This window comes from Shewanella bicestrii, from assembly GCF_002216875.1.
Taxonomy (GTDB): Bacteria; Pseudomonadota; Gammaproteobacteria; order Enterobacterales; family Shewanellaceae; genus Shewanella; species Shewanella seohaensis.
In genome coordinates, this window is record NZ_CP022358.1 from 2,631,930 (window position 1) to 2,647,220 (window position 15,291).

Annotated in this window: 14 protein-coding genes; 9 read left to right on the forward strand and 5 right to left on the reverse strand. The window is 49.6% G+C overall.

Annotated features, from left to right (window positions below):
- Positions 1-92: 92 nt before the first annotated feature.
- The 8 genes from hisH to CF168_RS11510 all read left to right on the forward strand — a co-directional run bounded on the left by hisH (position 93) and on the right by CF168_RS11510 (position 8,971).
- The gene (gene hisH, locus CF168_RS11475; protein ID WP_089067926.1) at positions 93-743 is read left to right on the forward strand and encodes an imidazole glycerol phosphate synthase subunit HisH; all 651 of its coding nucleotides are present in this window, start codon (positions 93-95) and stop codon (positions 741-743) included.
- 131 nt (positions 744-874) lie between these two features.
- Positions 875-1,612 (forward strand): 1-(5-phosphoribosyl)-5-[(5-phosphoribosylamino)methylideneamino]imidazole-4-carboxamide isomerase, encoded by a 738-nt coding sequence (hisA, locus tag CF168_RS11480; protein WP_089067927.1) that lies wholly within the window; start codon positions 875-877, stop codon positions 1,610-1,612.
- Entirely contained in the window at positions 1,594-2,367 is a 774-nt protein-coding gene (gene hisF / locus CF168_RS11485) for an imidazole glycerol phosphate synthase subunit HisF (protein WP_089067928.1), read from the forward strand. The genes hisA and hisF overlap by 19 nt, the downstream gene beginning before the upstream one ends.
- 44 nt (positions 2,368-2,411) lie before the next feature.
- A complete protein-coding gene (gene hisIE, locus CF168_RS11490; RefSeq protein WP_240520021.1) occupies positions 2,412-3,071 on the forward strand; it encodes a bifunctional phosphoribosyl-AMP cyclohydrolase/phosphoribosyl-ATP diphosphatase HisIE in 660 nt (219 codons plus the stop codon).
- A gap of 664 nt (positions 3,072-3,735) precedes the next feature.
- Positions 3,736-4,923, forward strand: coding sequence for an aromatic amino acid transport family protein (locus CF168_RS11495; RefSeq protein WP_089067929.1), 1,188 nt, complete (start codon positions 3,736-3,738; stop codon positions 4,921-4,923).
- 258 nt (positions 4,924-5,181) lie between these two features.
- Positions 5,182-8,382: an intermembrane phospholipid transport protein YdbH family protein gene (locus tag CF168_RS11500; RefSeq protein WP_089067930.1), complete on the forward strand. Its 3,201-nt coding sequence runs from the start codon at positions 5,182-5,184 to the stop codon at positions 8,380-8,382.
- 13 nt (positions 8,383-8,395) lie between these two features.
- Positions 8,396-8,596 (forward strand): YnbE family lipoprotein, encoded by a 201-nt coding sequence (locus tag CF168_RS11505; protein ID WP_011622561.1) that lies wholly within the window; start codon positions 8,396-8,398, stop codon positions 8,594-8,596.
- 24 nt (positions 8,597-8,620) lie between these two features.
- Entirely contained in the window at positions 8,621-8,971 is a 351-nt protein-coding gene (locus CF168_RS11510) for a YdbL family protein (protein WP_011626323.1), read from the forward strand.
- A gap of 152 nt (positions 8,972-9,123) precedes the next feature.
- Here the strand turns inward: CF168_RS11510 and CF168_RS11515 are convergent, their stop codons facing one another.
- From CF168_RS11515 to CF168_RS11530, 4 genes are all read right to left on the reverse strand, one after another.
- Positions 9,124-9,465, reverse strand: a complete 342-nt coding sequence (locus CF168_RS11515; RefSeq protein ID WP_086903647.1) for a hypothetical protein — start codon at positions 9,463-9,465, stop codon at positions 9,124-9,126.
- A 55-nt stretch (positions 9,466-9,520) separates the two neighbouring features.
- The gene (locus CF168_RS11520; RefSeq protein WP_089067931.1) at positions 9,521-10,306 is read right to left on the reverse strand and encodes a S1 family peptidase; all 786 of its coding nucleotides are present in this window, start codon (positions 10,304-10,306) and stop codon (positions 9,521-9,523) included.
- 289 nt (positions 10,307-10,595) lie between these two features.
- A complete protein-coding gene (fghA, locus tag CF168_RS11525; protein ID WP_011622558.1) occupies positions 10,596-11,435 on the reverse strand; it encodes an S-formylglutathione hydrolase in 840 nt (279 codons plus the stop codon).
- A 127-nt stretch (positions 11,436-11,562) separates the two neighbouring features.
- Entirely contained in the window at positions 11,563-12,702 is a 1,140-nt protein-coding gene (locus CF168_RS11530) for an S-(hydroxymethyl)glutathione dehydrogenase/class III alcohol dehydrogenase (RefSeq protein WP_011622557.1), read from the reverse strand.
- Between the two features lie 196 nt (positions 12,703-12,898).
- Here CF168_RS11530 and CF168_RS11535 point away from each other — a divergent pair, with 196 nt between their 5' ends.
- The gene (locus CF168_RS11535) at positions 12,899-13,780 is read left to right on the forward strand and encodes a LysR substrate-binding domain-containing protein (protein WP_089067932.1); all 882 of its coding nucleotides are present in this window, start codon (positions 12,899-12,901) and stop codon (positions 13,778-13,780) included.
- A gap of 88 nt (positions 13,781-13,868) precedes the next feature.
- Here the strand turns inward: CF168_RS11535 and CF168_RS11540 are convergent, their stop codons facing one another.
- Positions 13,869-15,158, reverse strand: a complete 1,290-nt coding sequence (locus tag CF168_RS11540; RefSeq protein ID WP_089067933.1) for an NAD(P)/FAD-dependent oxidoreductase — start codon at positions 15,156-15,158, stop codon at positions 13,869-13,871.
- Positions 15,159-15,291 lie beyond the last annotated feature (133 nt).

Sequence of the window (15,291 nt, forward strand, 5' to 3'; positions counted from 1 at the left end):
AATAATACAAAGCCTGATGATTTTAACGAGGGGCAGTTTCGGGAATGTGGCGACAAACCACTTCCCCACTGACCCATCAATAGGAAAACCCAATGTCAGCAAACATAGATGAATTTGATGTTGTCATCATAGACACAGGTTGCGCCAACTTAAGTTCGGTCCGGTTCGCCTTTGAGCGCCTCGGCGCTAAGGTGTTAGTCACCGATGACAAGGCCAGCATTAAAGCCGCTAAACGTGTAGTTCTGCCTGGTGTAGGCAGCGCTGGCGCCGCGATGGCTTCATTATCTGAAAAAGCCTTAGTCGAATTAATTCAAGGGTTAACTCAACCCGTGCTGGGTGTCTGTTTAGGGATGCAAATGCTTACCCTGCTCTCTAAAGAACGCGGCGGCCAAGCGCAGGATTGCCATTGCTTAGGCATTATTCCAACTGAGATTGACGAGCTAGACCGTCAAATACTTAAGGCCGAAGATTTACCTCTGCCGCACATGGGCTGGAACCAACTGACCTTTAGCAATCCGTCTCAGGTTCACCCGCTGTTTGCCGGTGTTCCAGCTGGCAGTTATGTGTATTTTGTGCACAGCTACCGCGCGCCATTAAGCGACTACACCTTGGCACAATGCCGTTATGGTGAGGACTTTAGCGCCGCCATCGGTAAAGACAACTTTATGGGCGTGCAATTTCACCCCGAGAAGAGCGCAGCCGTGGGCGCACAAATCCTAGGTAACTTTTTAAAAATGCAGTAAATGCAATTGCTTATTAGCTTTTGACTGAGTTAAGTGTGGGGAGGCTAAGTTTGGCTAAGCCAGCTTGTTTAGCCACAACATTCAGCAATAAAGCGTGGCAGCAAATGCGCCAAAAGAATTAAGGACAACAGATGATCATTCCAGCAATTGATTTAATTGATGGCAAGGTAGTTAGGCTCTACCAAGGGGATTATGGGCAGCAGACCACCTTCGATTTAAGCCCACTGGCCCAGTTGCAATCTTACCAAGGCCAAGGGGCAAACTGGCTGCATATCGTGGATTTAACTGGCGCCAAAGAACCCGCTAAACGCCAAACGGCTTTGATTGCCAAGCTGACTGCAGGGCTAAGTGCCAATATTCAAGTGGGCGGCGGGATCCGCACTGAAGAGCAAGTTGCCGAGTTATTATCCCTTGGGGTTAAACGCGTGGTGATAGGCTCGCTCGCCGCCAAAGAGCCCGAGTTAGTCAAGGGCTGGTTTAACAAGTTTGGCAGCGAGGCTATTTGCCTCGCACTGGATGTGAATATCAATCAGAACGGTGAGAAAATCGTCGCGGTTTCTGGCTGGCAAAGCGGTGGCGGTAAGAGTCTAGAATCTATCGTTGAAGACTTTAGCCAAGTTGGGTTTAAACATGCGCTGGTGACTGACATCAGTCGCGATGGCACCCTCACAGGCGCCAATACCGAACTCTATCAAGAGCTATCCAGCCGCTATCCCGACATCGCTTGGCAAGCCTCGGGCGGCATTGCCACCCTTGAGGATGTTGCCGCCGTCAGAGACAGTGGCGCCGCGGGCATCATTATCGGTAAAGCTTTACTAATCAATCAGTTTAATGTGGCGGAGGCAATCCAATGCTGGCCAAACGAATAGTCCCCTGTTTAGATGTGAAAGATGGCTGCGTGGTTAAGGGCGTACAGTTTCGCAACCATGAAATTGTTGGCGACATAGTACCACTCGCGGCACGTTACGCCGCAGAGGGCGCCGACGAACTGGTGTTTTACGATATCACTGCCAGCGCCCACGACCGTGTGGTCGATAAGTCTTGGGTGAGCCGAGTGGCGGAGCAAATCGATATCCCCTTCTGCGTTGCCGGCGGCATTAAAACCATCGGCCAAGCCCGTGAGTTACTGGCCTTTGGCGCGGATAAGATTTCGGTCAACTCACCCGCTCTTAGCGATCCGAGTTTAATCTCGCGTCTGCAGGATGAATTTGGCCGTCAATGCATAGTGATTGGCGTAGACTCTTTTTATGATGCGGCAAGCGACAGTTATAAGGTAAAGCAATTTACCGGCGATGAAGCCGCCACCAAAGAAACCGCTTGGTACACTCAGGATTGGGTCGAAGAAGTACAAAAACGCGGCTGCGGCGAAATTGTGCTCAACGTGATGAACCAAGATGGCGTGCGTGGTGGCTATGATATCAAACAGTTAAGCCTCGTACGCCAGCTGTGCGACGTGCCCTTAATCGCCTCGGGCGGCGCTGGCACTATGGCGCATTTTCGCGATGTGTTTATCGAGGCTAAGGTGGATGCAGCGCTGGCGGCCAGCGTGTTCCATAAAGCCATTATCAATATCGGCGAGTTAAAACAGTATTTAGCGGCCGAAGGCATCGCCATTCGCCAGTAACTCAACATCAGTAGCGATTGATAGAAATAATAAGGTATGCAGATATGACAACTGGAACCACTTCAAGCTGTTGCCAAGGCGCTGCAAGTGCAGAACTGGTTAATAGCCTCGACTGGGAAAAACAACAAGGGCTTATCCCTGCGGTTATCCAAAATCACCTATCGGGCAAAGTGTTAATGCTCGGATTTATGGATAAAGCCGCGCTGCAGCACACACTGGCAACCGGTGATGTGACGTTTTTTAGCCGCTCTAAGCAACGTTTATGGACCAAGGGCGAAACCTCGGGCCATACCCTAAAATTGGTTGCCATCGATAAAGACTGCGATAACGACAGCCTGTTGGTGCAGGTGTTGCCCAATGGCCCAACCTGCCATAAAGGCACCGAAAGCTGCTGGCTCGATGGCAATGCTCACCCGTTTTTAAACAATCTAGCCGAACTTATCGCCTCACGTAAGGGGCAAAACCCTGAGTCGAGCTACACCGCCTCTTTATTTGCCCGAGGCACCAAACGCATCGCCCAAAAAGTCGGTGAAGAAGGATTAGAAACCGCCTTGGCCGCGGCAACTCATGATAAAGAGGAGCTGATTAACGAGGCATCGGATCTGGTGTATCACTTGCTAGTCTTGCTTGAGGATCAATCACTAAGCTTAAGTGATATTAACGCCAACTTGCTCGCTCGCCATCAAAAAGCGCAGCAAAAATAGCTCGCTTTCAAACCTCGAAGCACCACTCTGCCGCATTCCTTTTGGTCTGCGGCAGAGTATTCTTGATTTTGCATTCAGTTACGGCCTATTCACTTGCCGTAACCAACAAAAGTTCAGCCTCCATAATCCATCTTGCTACTCTTAACCTCAGCTAAAAACGGCACGACGTCACACAAATTGTACACTTGGCCCCTGACAAAAATTCAGCAAAATACTGTTGTAATGGTTGACAAGTACACCTTAACTGCCTATCGTAGCCTGCGTCCTCGAACCCGCACGAGGCATTGACGCAACTTATTAACATTTAAGACAAATTTAAAAACAGACGAATTGCCTTCGTTATGTGATGTGACCAAGCAATTAGATGTGCTCAAGTCACTCGATGTTATTAAGTGCCGAATTAACCCCAAGCAAAGGCGAGTTTTATGCGTATTACCACAGCTTATTATCCCTATCTGTAGCCGCAATGGCATAGATAGGCACACTCGCCTGACCTTCCATTGTGGCCATATCCCCAACGATCCGCAGATTGCGCCACGATCACAATACAGGTACAGCACGTACCCTTTAGTTCACAGTATCACGCGCCATTCTGCACTGCTCCTCAATAAAGCACTCAACTGAGACAGTTGAGCCATTAATAAAGACGTTTGAGCGTAAAGTTATGACACAAAATAAATTTTTCGGCAGTTTGCTACTGATTGCAGGCACCACCATTGGCGCGGGTATGCTCGCACTCCCTATCGCCTCGGCAGGACTCGGTTTTGGTGTATCGAGCATCATTATGTTGCTCCTCTGGGCGCTGATGGCCTACACCGCCCTGCTTATGGTTGAAATCCATCAATTTGCTCCGAGTGATGCGAGCCTGAACCAATTAGCCCGCACGCTTTTGGGCGCGAAGGGCCAAGTGATTGCCAGTGTTGCCCTGATGTTTTTACTCTACGCCCTGTGCGCCGCCTATATCGCGGGTGGCGGCGAGCAAGTCAATCAAAAGCTCAATGCTTGGTTAGGATTAAATCTGCCGCCACAGGCGGGCGCCGTGTTATTTACCCTGTTAATCGGCACCATAGTCGGCTTAGGCACCCATTGTGTCGATTTGATCAATCGCGTGCTCTTTAGTTTGAAAATCATTGCGTTAATCCTAATGCTGGCCCTATTACTGCCACAGGTTGAAGGTACACATTTACTCGAGTTGCCACTGGAACAAGGGCTTATCGTGTCGGCCATTCCAGTGATTTTTACCTCCTTTGGTTTTCATGGCTCGATTCCGTCCGTGGTGCGCTACTTAGGCGTTGAGGTAAAAAGCCTGCGTAAAATCATGCTGCTCGGCTCGGCATTACCGCTACTGATTTACCTGCTGTGGCAACTGGGCAGCCAAGGCGTGCTCAGCCAAAGCCAACTGATGACGAATCAGAGTCTTTCAGGCTTTATCAATCAGTTAGCCAGTGTACTGCACAGCCAATACTTAAGTTCAGCCATCAGTGTCTTTGCCGATCTGGCGCTGGCCACCTCCTTTTTAGGGGTCAGCCTCGGTCTGTTTGACTTTATGGCGGCGAATTTAAGGCAGCAGGATAATGCCGCGGGTCGCAGTGTTACCGCCGCCATTACCTTCGTGCCTCCTCTGGGGTTTGCCCTCTTTTACCCGCAGGGATTTATTACCGCCCTCGGTTATGCGGCAATCGCCCTCGTGATCCTCGCGATTTTTTTACCCGTGGCCATGGTGTGGGTACAAAGACAAGCGCGCGATAAAGCGAATCTGCCACTAGGTTACCGCGTCGCAGGGGGCAAGCTCGGTTTACTGTTAGCTATGCTCTGCGGAGTGGCCGTGATTGGCGCTCAGCTCTTAGGATAAGCGACGCGGATAAACAATCGGGATAAACGCTATTTTAGCTTAAGCCGTATAAGTGCCTGTAAAATCAAGATGAATAATGACAGGCACTCAATCTTGCTTCGCGCAAGATTGCCAAGTTCTTTATTAGTCAGCCAGCGGCTTGGATGTTAAACTGCCGCTAATCCCGCTTGCCGCTCAGCATCGGCAGCCCCAAATCGCCTCACGCTCCCACGGGGAACAATAGCAAGGCGCTGATGATAAGGATGACATTCGAACCCCATGGTTAACACGCCGACATCGCCAGATCAGGAGACTGCCAAGCACGCGCATCAGGCGATGCCTCAAGAAGCGACTGCGGCCGCAGCGCCAGATTCGGCGGCGCCCCGCCGCGGTTCTACACTCAAAAAGCGCTTAAAACAAAGCCTGATTGCCACCACTGTGGCGGGCCTGTTAGCTGGCGCGGCGCTAACCATTTGGATAGTCAACAGTCAAACCGAAGCCCTGATCCTTCGCGTCGCGAATTATGCCTTAAGCGGCATGGACGGTGAGCTTAGCGATATTCGTTTAGGCCCCATGGGTTTAGAACATTGGCACATTCGCTCTGCGAGCCTGCGTGTACATGACTCGCATTTAGTGATCAATAACCTGGATATTCAGCTTGAACTCAACTGGCCCAAAAGCCTTGAAGAACTGAAGCAACTTGTCCAAGTTGAGAGTTTAACTCAAAAAATCAAGCGCATTAGCACGGGCGAGATAGACGTTGAACTTGGCGCATCGCTGCTGGAGCGAAGCCCCACCATCGCCGATGAACAAACGCCAGCGTTGGCGTTAAATATCCAATCCTTACCTTTAATTGATATAGGTAAAACCACACTCAGATTAGCGCCGCAGGCAGAGCTTCCGGCCTATCAGCTGGTGATGGATAAACTCAGCCTGAATCATCAAGCTGAATTAACCACAGCCTTTAGCAGCCCTGAGGGTGAACCGTTAGCCCAGCTTGCAGCGACGCTTGGCAACGAACAATGGCGCTTGAAAAGCGAACTGAATATCGCGCCGCTACTGGAAAACCTGCATCAAATTGGCCTGCGCCAAACCCAAGGGAGCATCCTCAGCCAATTAACCCTGTGGGATCAACAGTGGCAACAACTTGGGATAGGACTAAGTGGGCAACTCAGTTCTGAGAGCACGATGACACTCGCTAGTGGCGAAATCACAAGCCGCCACCGCATTCAGCAGCCCAGCATCAACTTAAGCCATTTTGCCGACTTAACGCTCGCGCCCCAGCCAGCTTTGGGGTTTGAGCTTAGTGGATCACTTGCTTCACTTAATCTCACCCTCGAGCCCTTTCATCTTGCGCTCACGCCCAATCAGGCACAGCACGCGCAGCTCTTAGCCGCACTTAATCAGTCACTGCAATTGAGCGATGAAAACTCTCAAGCGCTCCTTACCCTACTTTCGGGGCTTAAAAGCACCGAGGCGCCCGTGGGCCTTGCCTTTTCGATGACAGCGCCACTGCACTATGCTCTGGCATCTCAAGCGAACACCTATGAACCCATAGCGCTGCCCGCATTCGAGTTAACCACGCTAGGCAGTAAGCTTGAGACGCGTATTCACTTACAAGATATCCAGTTAACGCCCACGCCAGATGCTTGGAAGGTCGCGAGCCGCTGGCAATTGGCACTTACGCAAACGACGCCGCTGTCGCTGCGGGAGCTTTGGCACGCAGCACCGCAGGATTTCAGTTGGAGCGCGGGAATGCTTCAAACAGCGGGTCATATCAGTGTTGCTCAGTCGGCTCAAGGGCTGAATTGGCAAGTGAGCACAGCGCCTGTGACGAGTGACTCGGATGTCTCAAGCGATACCTTACAATTTGCACTTGAAGATCTGCAGCTACAGCAAACTGCGCAAGCCGCCGAGCATCAAACTAAACAAACGCAGTTAAGCCTTGGCAGTATTCAGCTCAACGCTAAGGCCCCGATTGCCGCGAGTGCAACCCCATTAGCGACTCAGGATACGACTGGCGCACAATCGACCGAGTTTGCCTTCAAGCTGCCGCCGCTATCACTCGCCCTGTCGCAGCTGCGCGTGAGCCAAGCGGTAGAGAATCTTGCGGACAACAGCGCTGCCGCAGTGCAGAGCAGCCGCAACGATATTAACCTCAAGACGTTCTCCCTTGAGACATCAAAGGCGATGACGCTCGATTACTCCTCGCTGCAATCCATTGAAAATGCAATCCAATCGAGTCAGTTGAGCAACCAAGTGAACTGGCAAGCACAGCAACTCTTGATTGAAAAGCAGCTCAGCGCCAAAGGCCGCACACGTAAACAGACTGTGCTTAAACTGGATAATTTGGCACTCGCGCAGACGTTAAACTGGCAAAACCAACGTCTTCACGGCCATGAACAGTGGCGAGTCGGCACGGTTAAGCTGCAAAGCGACCATCAATTACAGTTTGCCGCGCCTCACAAACCACTGCTGTTAACGGGCCAGTGGGTTGTCGATACCAGCATGACAGAAGCGCTATCGCTGCTGAATCAAACCCAGCCCTTGCCCGCTGAGTTAAATGTGACAGGTCATAACCAATTACAAGCACAATTTAAGCTGACACATGAGCCAGAGCAGACTCAATTTGCCATGCAAATTACCCAGTCGATGACAGAGCTGGAAGGTTTTTATCAAGACACGACCTTTGAAGGCGGGAAATTACAGGCTCAATGCGAGTTCACTTGGGGGCAATCCTATAAGGCGCCGCAAGCACCAGGCTATTTCAGCAGTTTAAGCCGACTGAACTGCCCGCAGACCATGATGACCTTTAACTTGTTCGATCCCGGCTTCCCTTTGACCGATATCGAAGTGGAGGCCGATATTGTCCTCGCCAAGGATGCCGAAAAACTTCCCGACAATTGGCTGCAACAACTCACGGGCTTGAGTGATACCGACGTGTCGATGACTGCTAACGGCAAAGTATTGAGCGGCCAGTTCTTACTGCCTGATTTTAATTTAAAATTACAGGACAAATCCCACGCCTATCTATTATTGCAGGGCATGAGCCTTGAGGAAGTGCTGCGCATTCAGCCGCAAATTGGTATCTATGCAGATGGTATTTTCGATGGTGTATTACCCGTGGATTTGGTCGATGGCAAAGTCTCGATCAGCGGTGGCCAGTTGGCGGCCCGTGCGCCCGGTGGCCTTATTGCGATTTCGGGTAATCCAGCAGTCGATCAAATGCGTCAATCGCAGCCTTATCTCGACTTTGTATTTTCAGCACTAGAACATTTAGAATACAGCCAGTTATCCAGTAGTTTCGATATGGTTCAAACCGGCGATGCCAAGCTCTTAGTGGAAGTCAAAGGCCGCAGCCGAGGGATTGAACGCCCCATCCACTTGAATTACTCTCATGAAGAGAACATGCTGCAATTATTCAGGAGTCTTCAGATTGGTAACGATCTGCAGGACAGAATCGAAAAATCCGTGAAGTAACAAGGAAACCTCAGTGAAGATCATTCAATTACAGCAAGTGAGTTTAGGTGCATTGCTGCTACTGGCGGCATTGCAAGGCTGTGCGCCAACGGTAAAGATTGAGCCGCCTGACAAACCGATTGTGATTAATCTCAATGTGAAAATTGAACACGAGATAAAAATCAAAGTGGATAAGGAGCTAGATCAGCTTCTATCAGATGATAAGTTGTTCTAATCACTAAGAATTGAGGAATATACAATGAAATCAATGCCACTCAAAACCCTGCTACAAAAGCCAACATTACTCCTGTTGCTCGGCCTAAGTTTATTCAGCTTAAATGCCTTTGCCATGTCACTACAGGAAGCCAAATCCCAAGGTTACTTAGGTGAGCAGCTTAATGGCTATTTGGGCCTAGTGCAGAATAATAGCGAGGCCAAAGCCGTGATGGACGATGTGAACAACAAACGCCGCGCCCATTACGAAACCATCGCTAAAAAGAACAATATCTCCGCCGCCGATGTGGCCAAACTTGCCGGTGAAAAAGCTATCGCCGCCACAGATAAAGGCAACTATGTGCAAAACGCCCAAGGAAAATGGGTTAAAAAGTAGAGAGTTAACACTGCTTAGCGACTAAGCACTGACAAAAACGCCTGCAATCGCAGGCGTTTTTGTCTCAAGCATATCTTGCAGATTGCCCCTCTCAATGCGATTGCACTTGCTAAAATCCTAAGAGATGGAGAGAAATTTGTGCGTGATTTGTACTACTGAGTGATATACAGTTCTTCAACCACGAAATACCAGCCTTGTTTCTGCATACATTGGACGAGTAAAACACTTCGAAGTGCGTGGCTTGGCAATATTTCAGCGGATGAGCGCAATTGTTCCAAGCACAAATTCAGAGCCTGAACTTGCTCAGCTTGTTGCTCAGCTGTCATCTGGTGAGCTCCTTCATTACCCATTGGCGCCCATGATTTAAAGTAACCAAGGTGGGGCGCTATCAATTCAAGCCCCGTCAACTCTTGGCTTGTTTGTTCATAGGTCCCCTTCGTATTGCAACCAAACAACATGGCCAGTGAACAACACAAAATCGGTAGTTTACCCATAGTTTCCTAAAGCTGATAAGTTGAGGTTAAGCCAACATTGTACATGGGTTATCAATTAGCTATCAGAACAGCCAGCGAGCACAATCTTTGATGCCTGAAATAAGGTTTGCTCAATCCAATCCCGAAAGAATGAAATACGTGAGTAATGCTCAATCACGCCATACTTGCCCTCTTCCCAATTGGTTGACTCGGCATTTTGCCATGAGCTGACACCGATAAGACAAACTGAATCGGCCGAGATGAGATACGCGGGGCCGCCCGAATCTCCTGGGCCACTTATCCCCTCCAATGGTAAGGCATTCGCGTCACGGTCAAAGATAAATTGCAACCATTGCTCCTGCACACCGACCACGGCATTGTGTGCAGCGCGTAATTGTTTGTCGGCCCCCGCAACGCCCACCAGTCCATTACCATAATCGCCACGTCCGACGAAGGTGGCGATTTTGCCCGTTTCGGTTGTGGCATGATTCAATTTAGCGAGTGTTGCATCCTCAATGGGAGAAGCCAATTGAACCAAGGCAATATCGTAGGGAAAGTGCCTCTCTTTCCAAAGTGGATGTTTTATCACGTCTTTAATCGGGTAAAAATGCGTTTTAAATTGCACCTTATTGCCGACCGTTAGCTCATTAGCCACGTGCGCCGCCGTCACAATCCATTGCTTATCGATAAGGCTGCCAGTACCAAGCACGATTTCATCGTCTTTATAAAGTCCTAAAAAGCTGACCGTCGAATTATCGCTTTGCGCCGCCGCTTGATATTTCGCGTCATCCGCATCATGCCTGATAATCATGGCATTGGCGGTACTGGTTATCGCCAGTAACAGTACGAACATCCATTTCATATTGAGCTCCTATCCTTGCGTATATTTATTCGTCAATATTGTGTGATGAGAATATCGAGAATGAATCATCATTAATGTCGAGAACTTAACAGCTTTTTATCATTTGAGATATAGCCGCTGCATCCAGATTATTCAGGCGTGATTGATCAACATGACATGTTGAATGACATCGCAATTTATCCGTAGAAAACAAAAGCGCAGCGAACTTGTGTTCACCGCGCTTTTTAATATTTACCCCTAGGCTTTAACTCTGAGGTTTAATCCTGAAAGGGGTTAACGATTGGCAGCCTTATTTAAAATACAAGCTATGGAATTTAAGGTGCTCTTCAATAAAGCTCGCAATAAAATAATAGCTATGGTCGTACCCCGCCTGCATACGTAAATCTAAGGGGTAGCCTTTTGCTTTGGCGATATCACTAAGCGTTTGTGGCATCAGTTGTGCTTCTAAAAAGCTGTCGGCATCACCTTGGTCGACTAATACAGGCACTTCGTTAATCGCCAGTTTTAGCAACTCACAGGCATCGTATTGGCGCCAGTGCTCACGATTTTCCCCTAAATACTCGGTAAAGGCTTTAATCCCCCAAGGCGCATTGCTTGGATTACTGATCGGACTAAAGGCCGAGATTGAACTGTATCTGTGGGGATTGGTTAACCCTATCACTAACGCGCCGTGCCCGCCCATGGAGTGGCCAGAAATAGCGCGCTGCCCGGTTACGGGGAAATTCGCTTCAATCAGCGCTGGCAGCTCATGCACTATATAGTCATACATTTTATAGTGGCGATTCCAAGGCGCTCTGGTCGCGTTTAAATAAAACCCCGCGCCAAGACCTAAGTCATAGGCTTTATCCGGCGCATCGGCAACATCATCGCCACGAGGACTCGTATCGGGGGCGACGATAGCCATTCCCAACTGAGCCGCAATACGCTGCGCGCCCGCCTTCTGCATAAAGTTTTCGTCGGTACAGGTGAGACCCGATAGCCAATACAACACAGGTACAGGTTTGTTGGCCGCCTCGGGTGGCAGGTAAATCGCAAAGCGCATCTCGCAATTCAGCGCCTGAGATTGATGGCGATACTGTTTGTGCCAACCACCAAAACTCTTGTTACAGCTGATATTTTCTATGGTCATTTCAATCCCTTTCCTGTTCACTTTTAGCGTTTAGCTTGCCGTTCAAGACCCTATCACAAGCTTAAAACGCATAAGCAGCAGATAAGCCGTTAGCGGTTATCTGCTGCTGTGATGGCAAACCGAGCGTTTATTTATCGAAATGGATCACGCTGCGAATGCTCTTGCCTTCATGCATCAAGTCGAAGGCTTCGTTGACTTGCTCAAGTCCCATAGTGTGGGTGATAAAGTCATCGAGCTTAAACTCACCTGCTAGGTATTGTTCAACGATTTTAGGTAATTGCGAGCGTCCTTTCACGCCACCGAAGGCAGAACCGCGCCATACACGGCCCGTCACCAGTTGGAATGGACGGGTGGAGATCTCCTGCCCTGCGCCCGCAACACCAATGATCACTGACTCGCCCCAGCCCTTGTGGCAACACTCGAGCGCGCTGCGCATCACATTGACATTACCGATACATTCGAAGGAGTAATCCACGCCGCCATCGGTCATCTCGACAATCACCTCTTGAATAGGTTTGTCGAAATGTTTCGGATTAATACAATCGGTTGCACCTAATTTACGGGCAAGTTCGAATTTAGATTCGTTAATATCGATGGCAATAATTCGGCTGGCTTTAGCCATGGTCGCACCAATAATGGCCGAAAGACCAATACCACCTAGGCCGAAAATCGCCACGGTCGCGCCTTCTTCCACCTTAGCGGTGTTCATTACGGCGCCCATACCTGTCGTCACACCACAACCTAGCAGACAGATCTCTTCTAATGGCGCAGTTTTATTAACCTTAGCCAATGAAATTTCTGGTAATACAGTGTATTCAGAGAAGGTAGAACAGCCCATGTAATGGAAAATGGGCTGGCCATCTTTATAGAAACGCGTGGTGCCATCTGGCATCAAACCTTTGCCTTGGGTCGCACGGATCTTCTGGCACAGGTTTGTTTTACCCGATAAACAGAATTTACATTCACCACACTCAGGCGTGTAGAGAGGGATCACATGGTCACCCACCTGCACGCTGGTCACGCCTTCTCCCACTTGCTCAACAATACCACCGCCCTCATGGCCGAGGATCGCTGGGAACACGCCTTCTGGATCGTCACCACTTAAGGTAAACGCATCGGTATGGCACACCCCAGTCGCCACGATGCGAACTAATACTTCGCCGGCTTTAGGTAACATCACATCGACTTCTTCAATCTTGAGCGGCTGTCCCGGCCCCCAGGCCACGGCGGCCTTTGACTTGATAAACTGTGGTTTTTCGTTCGACATGCTTGTCTTTCCTTCTTTTAATCAATGGGCTTATCGATTTACGGCTTACCTCATGCCCTACTCGCTTGTAAGCATAGATTGAGGCGGATGGATAAGCTTAAAAATAGTGTGCGCTAATGCAGTCACTAGATTGTATTTATTTCCTGAGGATTGATAATCTAGAATTTTAGCAATTCATTTTTACTGAGAAGCAACAATGTACCTTTGGGATGGCATATCAGAATTTGTAGCAGTGGCCGAAGCCGAGAACTTTACCTTGGCCGCACAGCGCCTCAATGTGTCCACCGCCCACGTGAGTCGGCAAATCGGCGCGCTGGAAAATCGCCTCGGCACTAAGCTGTTTTACCGTACGACTCGCAAGGTATCGCTTACCGAAGAAGGCACGATTTATTATCGTCATTGCCGCCAATTGCAAACAGGCCTCGAGGAGGCCGAGCGGGCAATTACCGATCTAAAAGGTTCGCCCCAAGGACTGGTGAAACTCACCGCGCCCGTGGCCTACGGCGAAAAATTTATCATGCCATTACTCAATGATTTTATGGTGCAATATCCCAGTGTGGAATTTAATGTCGACTTGACCAACAGAACCTTAGATTTGATTGAGGGCGGTTACGATTTAGCCATTCGCCTTGGCAAACTCGCCGACTCCAGCCTGATGGCTAAACCCTTGAGTAGCCGCACCCATTATGTGGCAGCCTCGCCCAGTTACGTTGAAAAATACGGTGAGCCCCATACGCTTTCGGAGTTAAATCAACATAATTGCCTGATCGGGAATCACAATTACTGGCGCTTTATTGAAAATGGCCGTGAGCGCAATATTAAGGTACGTGGCAACCTTATTTGCAACAGCGGTTACGCCCTGCGGGATGCGGCGTTAAAGAGCATAGGAATAGTGCAACTCCCTGATTACTATATTGAAGAAGATATTCATGCAGGCCGACTCATCTCCTTCCTCGACGCGCACCGCGAAGCTAAAGAAGGCATTTGGGCGCTCTATCCGCAGAATCGTCACCTGAGCGCCAAAGTAAGGGTATTAGTGGATTATCTCGCGGAAAACCTGGCGATGGAGAATGCGTAGTAGCGAGTCCATCGCGGCGAACCAGAGCAACAAATCACCCAATATTGCGACCAATAACGCCGCTTGAGCTTGACGGATGACTCACTATTTAGCGCCAATTTTCCCTCAGCGTGTAATACAACATCCCTAGCGCAAGGGCCTGATTACCAAACCATTCATTCAATGGGATCCGGATATGACGCATGGCGGCAAAGAGATCGAACTCTCGCATTTGACCATCGATCGCCTGCCCCATGATCTCGGCCATAATATGGGAAGTCGCCACGCCATGGCCCGAATATCCCTGACAATAGAAAATATTCGGCGCAATCTTGCCCAGCTGGGGAATACGGTTAATCACTATCCCCGCCATGCCAGCCCAGGCAAATTCAATGTCAACACCCTTTAACTGGGGGAAAGTGCGTTCAATCGCCGGACGCAGCTCGGCTGCAACGTTTTTAGGATCGCGGCCGCTGTAATTGGTTCCGCCCCCAAACATCAAACGGTTATCGGCGGTTAAGCGGTAATAATCCAGCACGAAACGGCAATCATACACGGCTAAATCCTGCGGATTGAGTTGCTTAGCCAGCTCTGGCGGTAATTGAGCCGTCGCACAATTACCAAGTGAGGCAGGAAATAACATGCCCCGCAGCTGAGGCCGGCCCAATTTGTGATAGGCATTACCGGCGATAAGCACACTGTTTGCCTTCACCCTGCCCTTTGGCGTGACCACAGTAGCGAGCTCTCCTTGCTGAATATCCAGCACCTGCGAATGTTCAAAAATCTTAGCGCCCAATGAAGCCGCCGCTCGCGCCTCACCAAGACATAAATTCACCGAATGCAGATGCATATTCCGCCGATTGACCAGCCCACCGTGGTACAAGGGCGAAGCTAAGTAGGCGGGCATCTCATGTGCTGGCACTAAGGTCATCAATTCCCCCATGCCACGGCGATTAGCTTCATCAAACATTTGCTGTAACTCGACCATATGTGCGGGGCGATACGCCGTCTGGATATGGCCAAATTTTAAGTCACAATCAATCCCATACTTCGCCACTCTGTTTTTGATAATATCGTGGCCGCGCCAACGAAGGTTCCACACATAATCTTCGGCCTCCTGACCAAGCTGACGCCGCAATTGTTTTGTCATGGCGGCATCGCCGGACAAACTCCCCGTCACTTGGCCGCCATTTCGCCCTGTCGCGCCCCAAGCAATCTTATTGGCCTCAAGTAGCGCCACTTGGAAACCCTTTTCAGACAATTCCACCGCCGTTGCCACACCGGTAAATCCACCGCCGATAATGGCCACATCGACCCGAATTTCGCCTTCAAGTTCAGGATAATCAGACTCTTGCTTGATGGTGGCATTGTAATAAGACGCGCAGCGTTTAGCAGACATAGGGATCCTTTGAACAGATTTAAGCTGTTTTTGTTTTATATTTTTTACATTTGTTCAGAATTTTTGAGTATATCTAAGCTAATATCGTGGTCAACAGAAGATTGTAGAACGGGATAAAACTCAGCCCGGGCTG

Bases quoted from the DNA above. Each gene is read 5' to 3' on its own strand.
- hisH (WP_089067926.1), top strand. From the start codon at position 93: ATGTCAGCAAACATAGATGAATTTGATGTTGTCATCATAGACACAGGT.
- hisA (WP_089067927.1), top strand. From the start codon at position 875: ATGATCATTCCAGCAATTGATTTAATTGATGGCAAGGTAGTTAGGCTC.
- hisF (WP_089067928.1), top strand. From the start codon at position 1,594: ATGCTGGCCAAACGAATAGTCCCCTGTTTAGATGTGAAAGATGGCTGC.
- hisIE (WP_240520021.1), top strand. From the start codon at position 2,412: ATGACAACTGGAACCACTTCAAGCTGTTGCCAAGGCGCTGCAAGTGCA.
- CF168_RS11495 (WP_089067929.1), top strand. From the start codon at position 3,736: ATGACACAAAATAAATTTTTCGGCAGTTTGCTACTGATTGCAGGCACC.
- CF168_RS11500 (WP_089067930.1), top strand. From the start codon at position 5,182: ATGGTTAACACGCCGACATCGCCAGATCAGGAGACTGCCAAGCACGCG.
- CF168_RS11510 (WP_011626323.1), top strand. From the start codon at position 8,621: ATGAAATCAATGCCACTCAAAACCCTGCTACAAAAGCCAACATTACTC.
- CF168_RS11515 (WP_086903647.1), bottom strand. From the start codon at position 9,465: ATGGGTAAACTACCGATTTTGTGTTGTTCACTGGCCATGTTGTTTGGT.
- CF168_RS11520 (WP_089067931.1), bottom strand. From the start codon at position 10,306: ATGAAATGGATGTTCGTACTGTTACTGGCGATAACCAGTACCGCCAAT.
- fghA (WP_011622558.1), bottom strand. From the start codon at position 11,435: ATGACCATAGAAAATATCAGCTGTAACAAGAGTTTTGGTGGTTGGCAC.
- CF168_RS11530 (WP_011622557.1), bottom strand. From the start codon at position 12,702: ATGTCGAACGAAAAACCACAGTTTATCAAGTCAAAGGCCGCCGTGGCC.
- CF168_RS11535 (WP_089067932.1), top strand. From the start codon at position 12,899: ATGTACCTTTGGGATGGCATATCAGAATTTGTAGCAGTGGCCGAAGCC.
- CF168_RS11540 (WP_089067933.1), bottom strand. From the start codon at position 15,158: ATGTCTGCTAAACGCTGCGCGTCTTATTACAATGCCACCATCAAGCAA.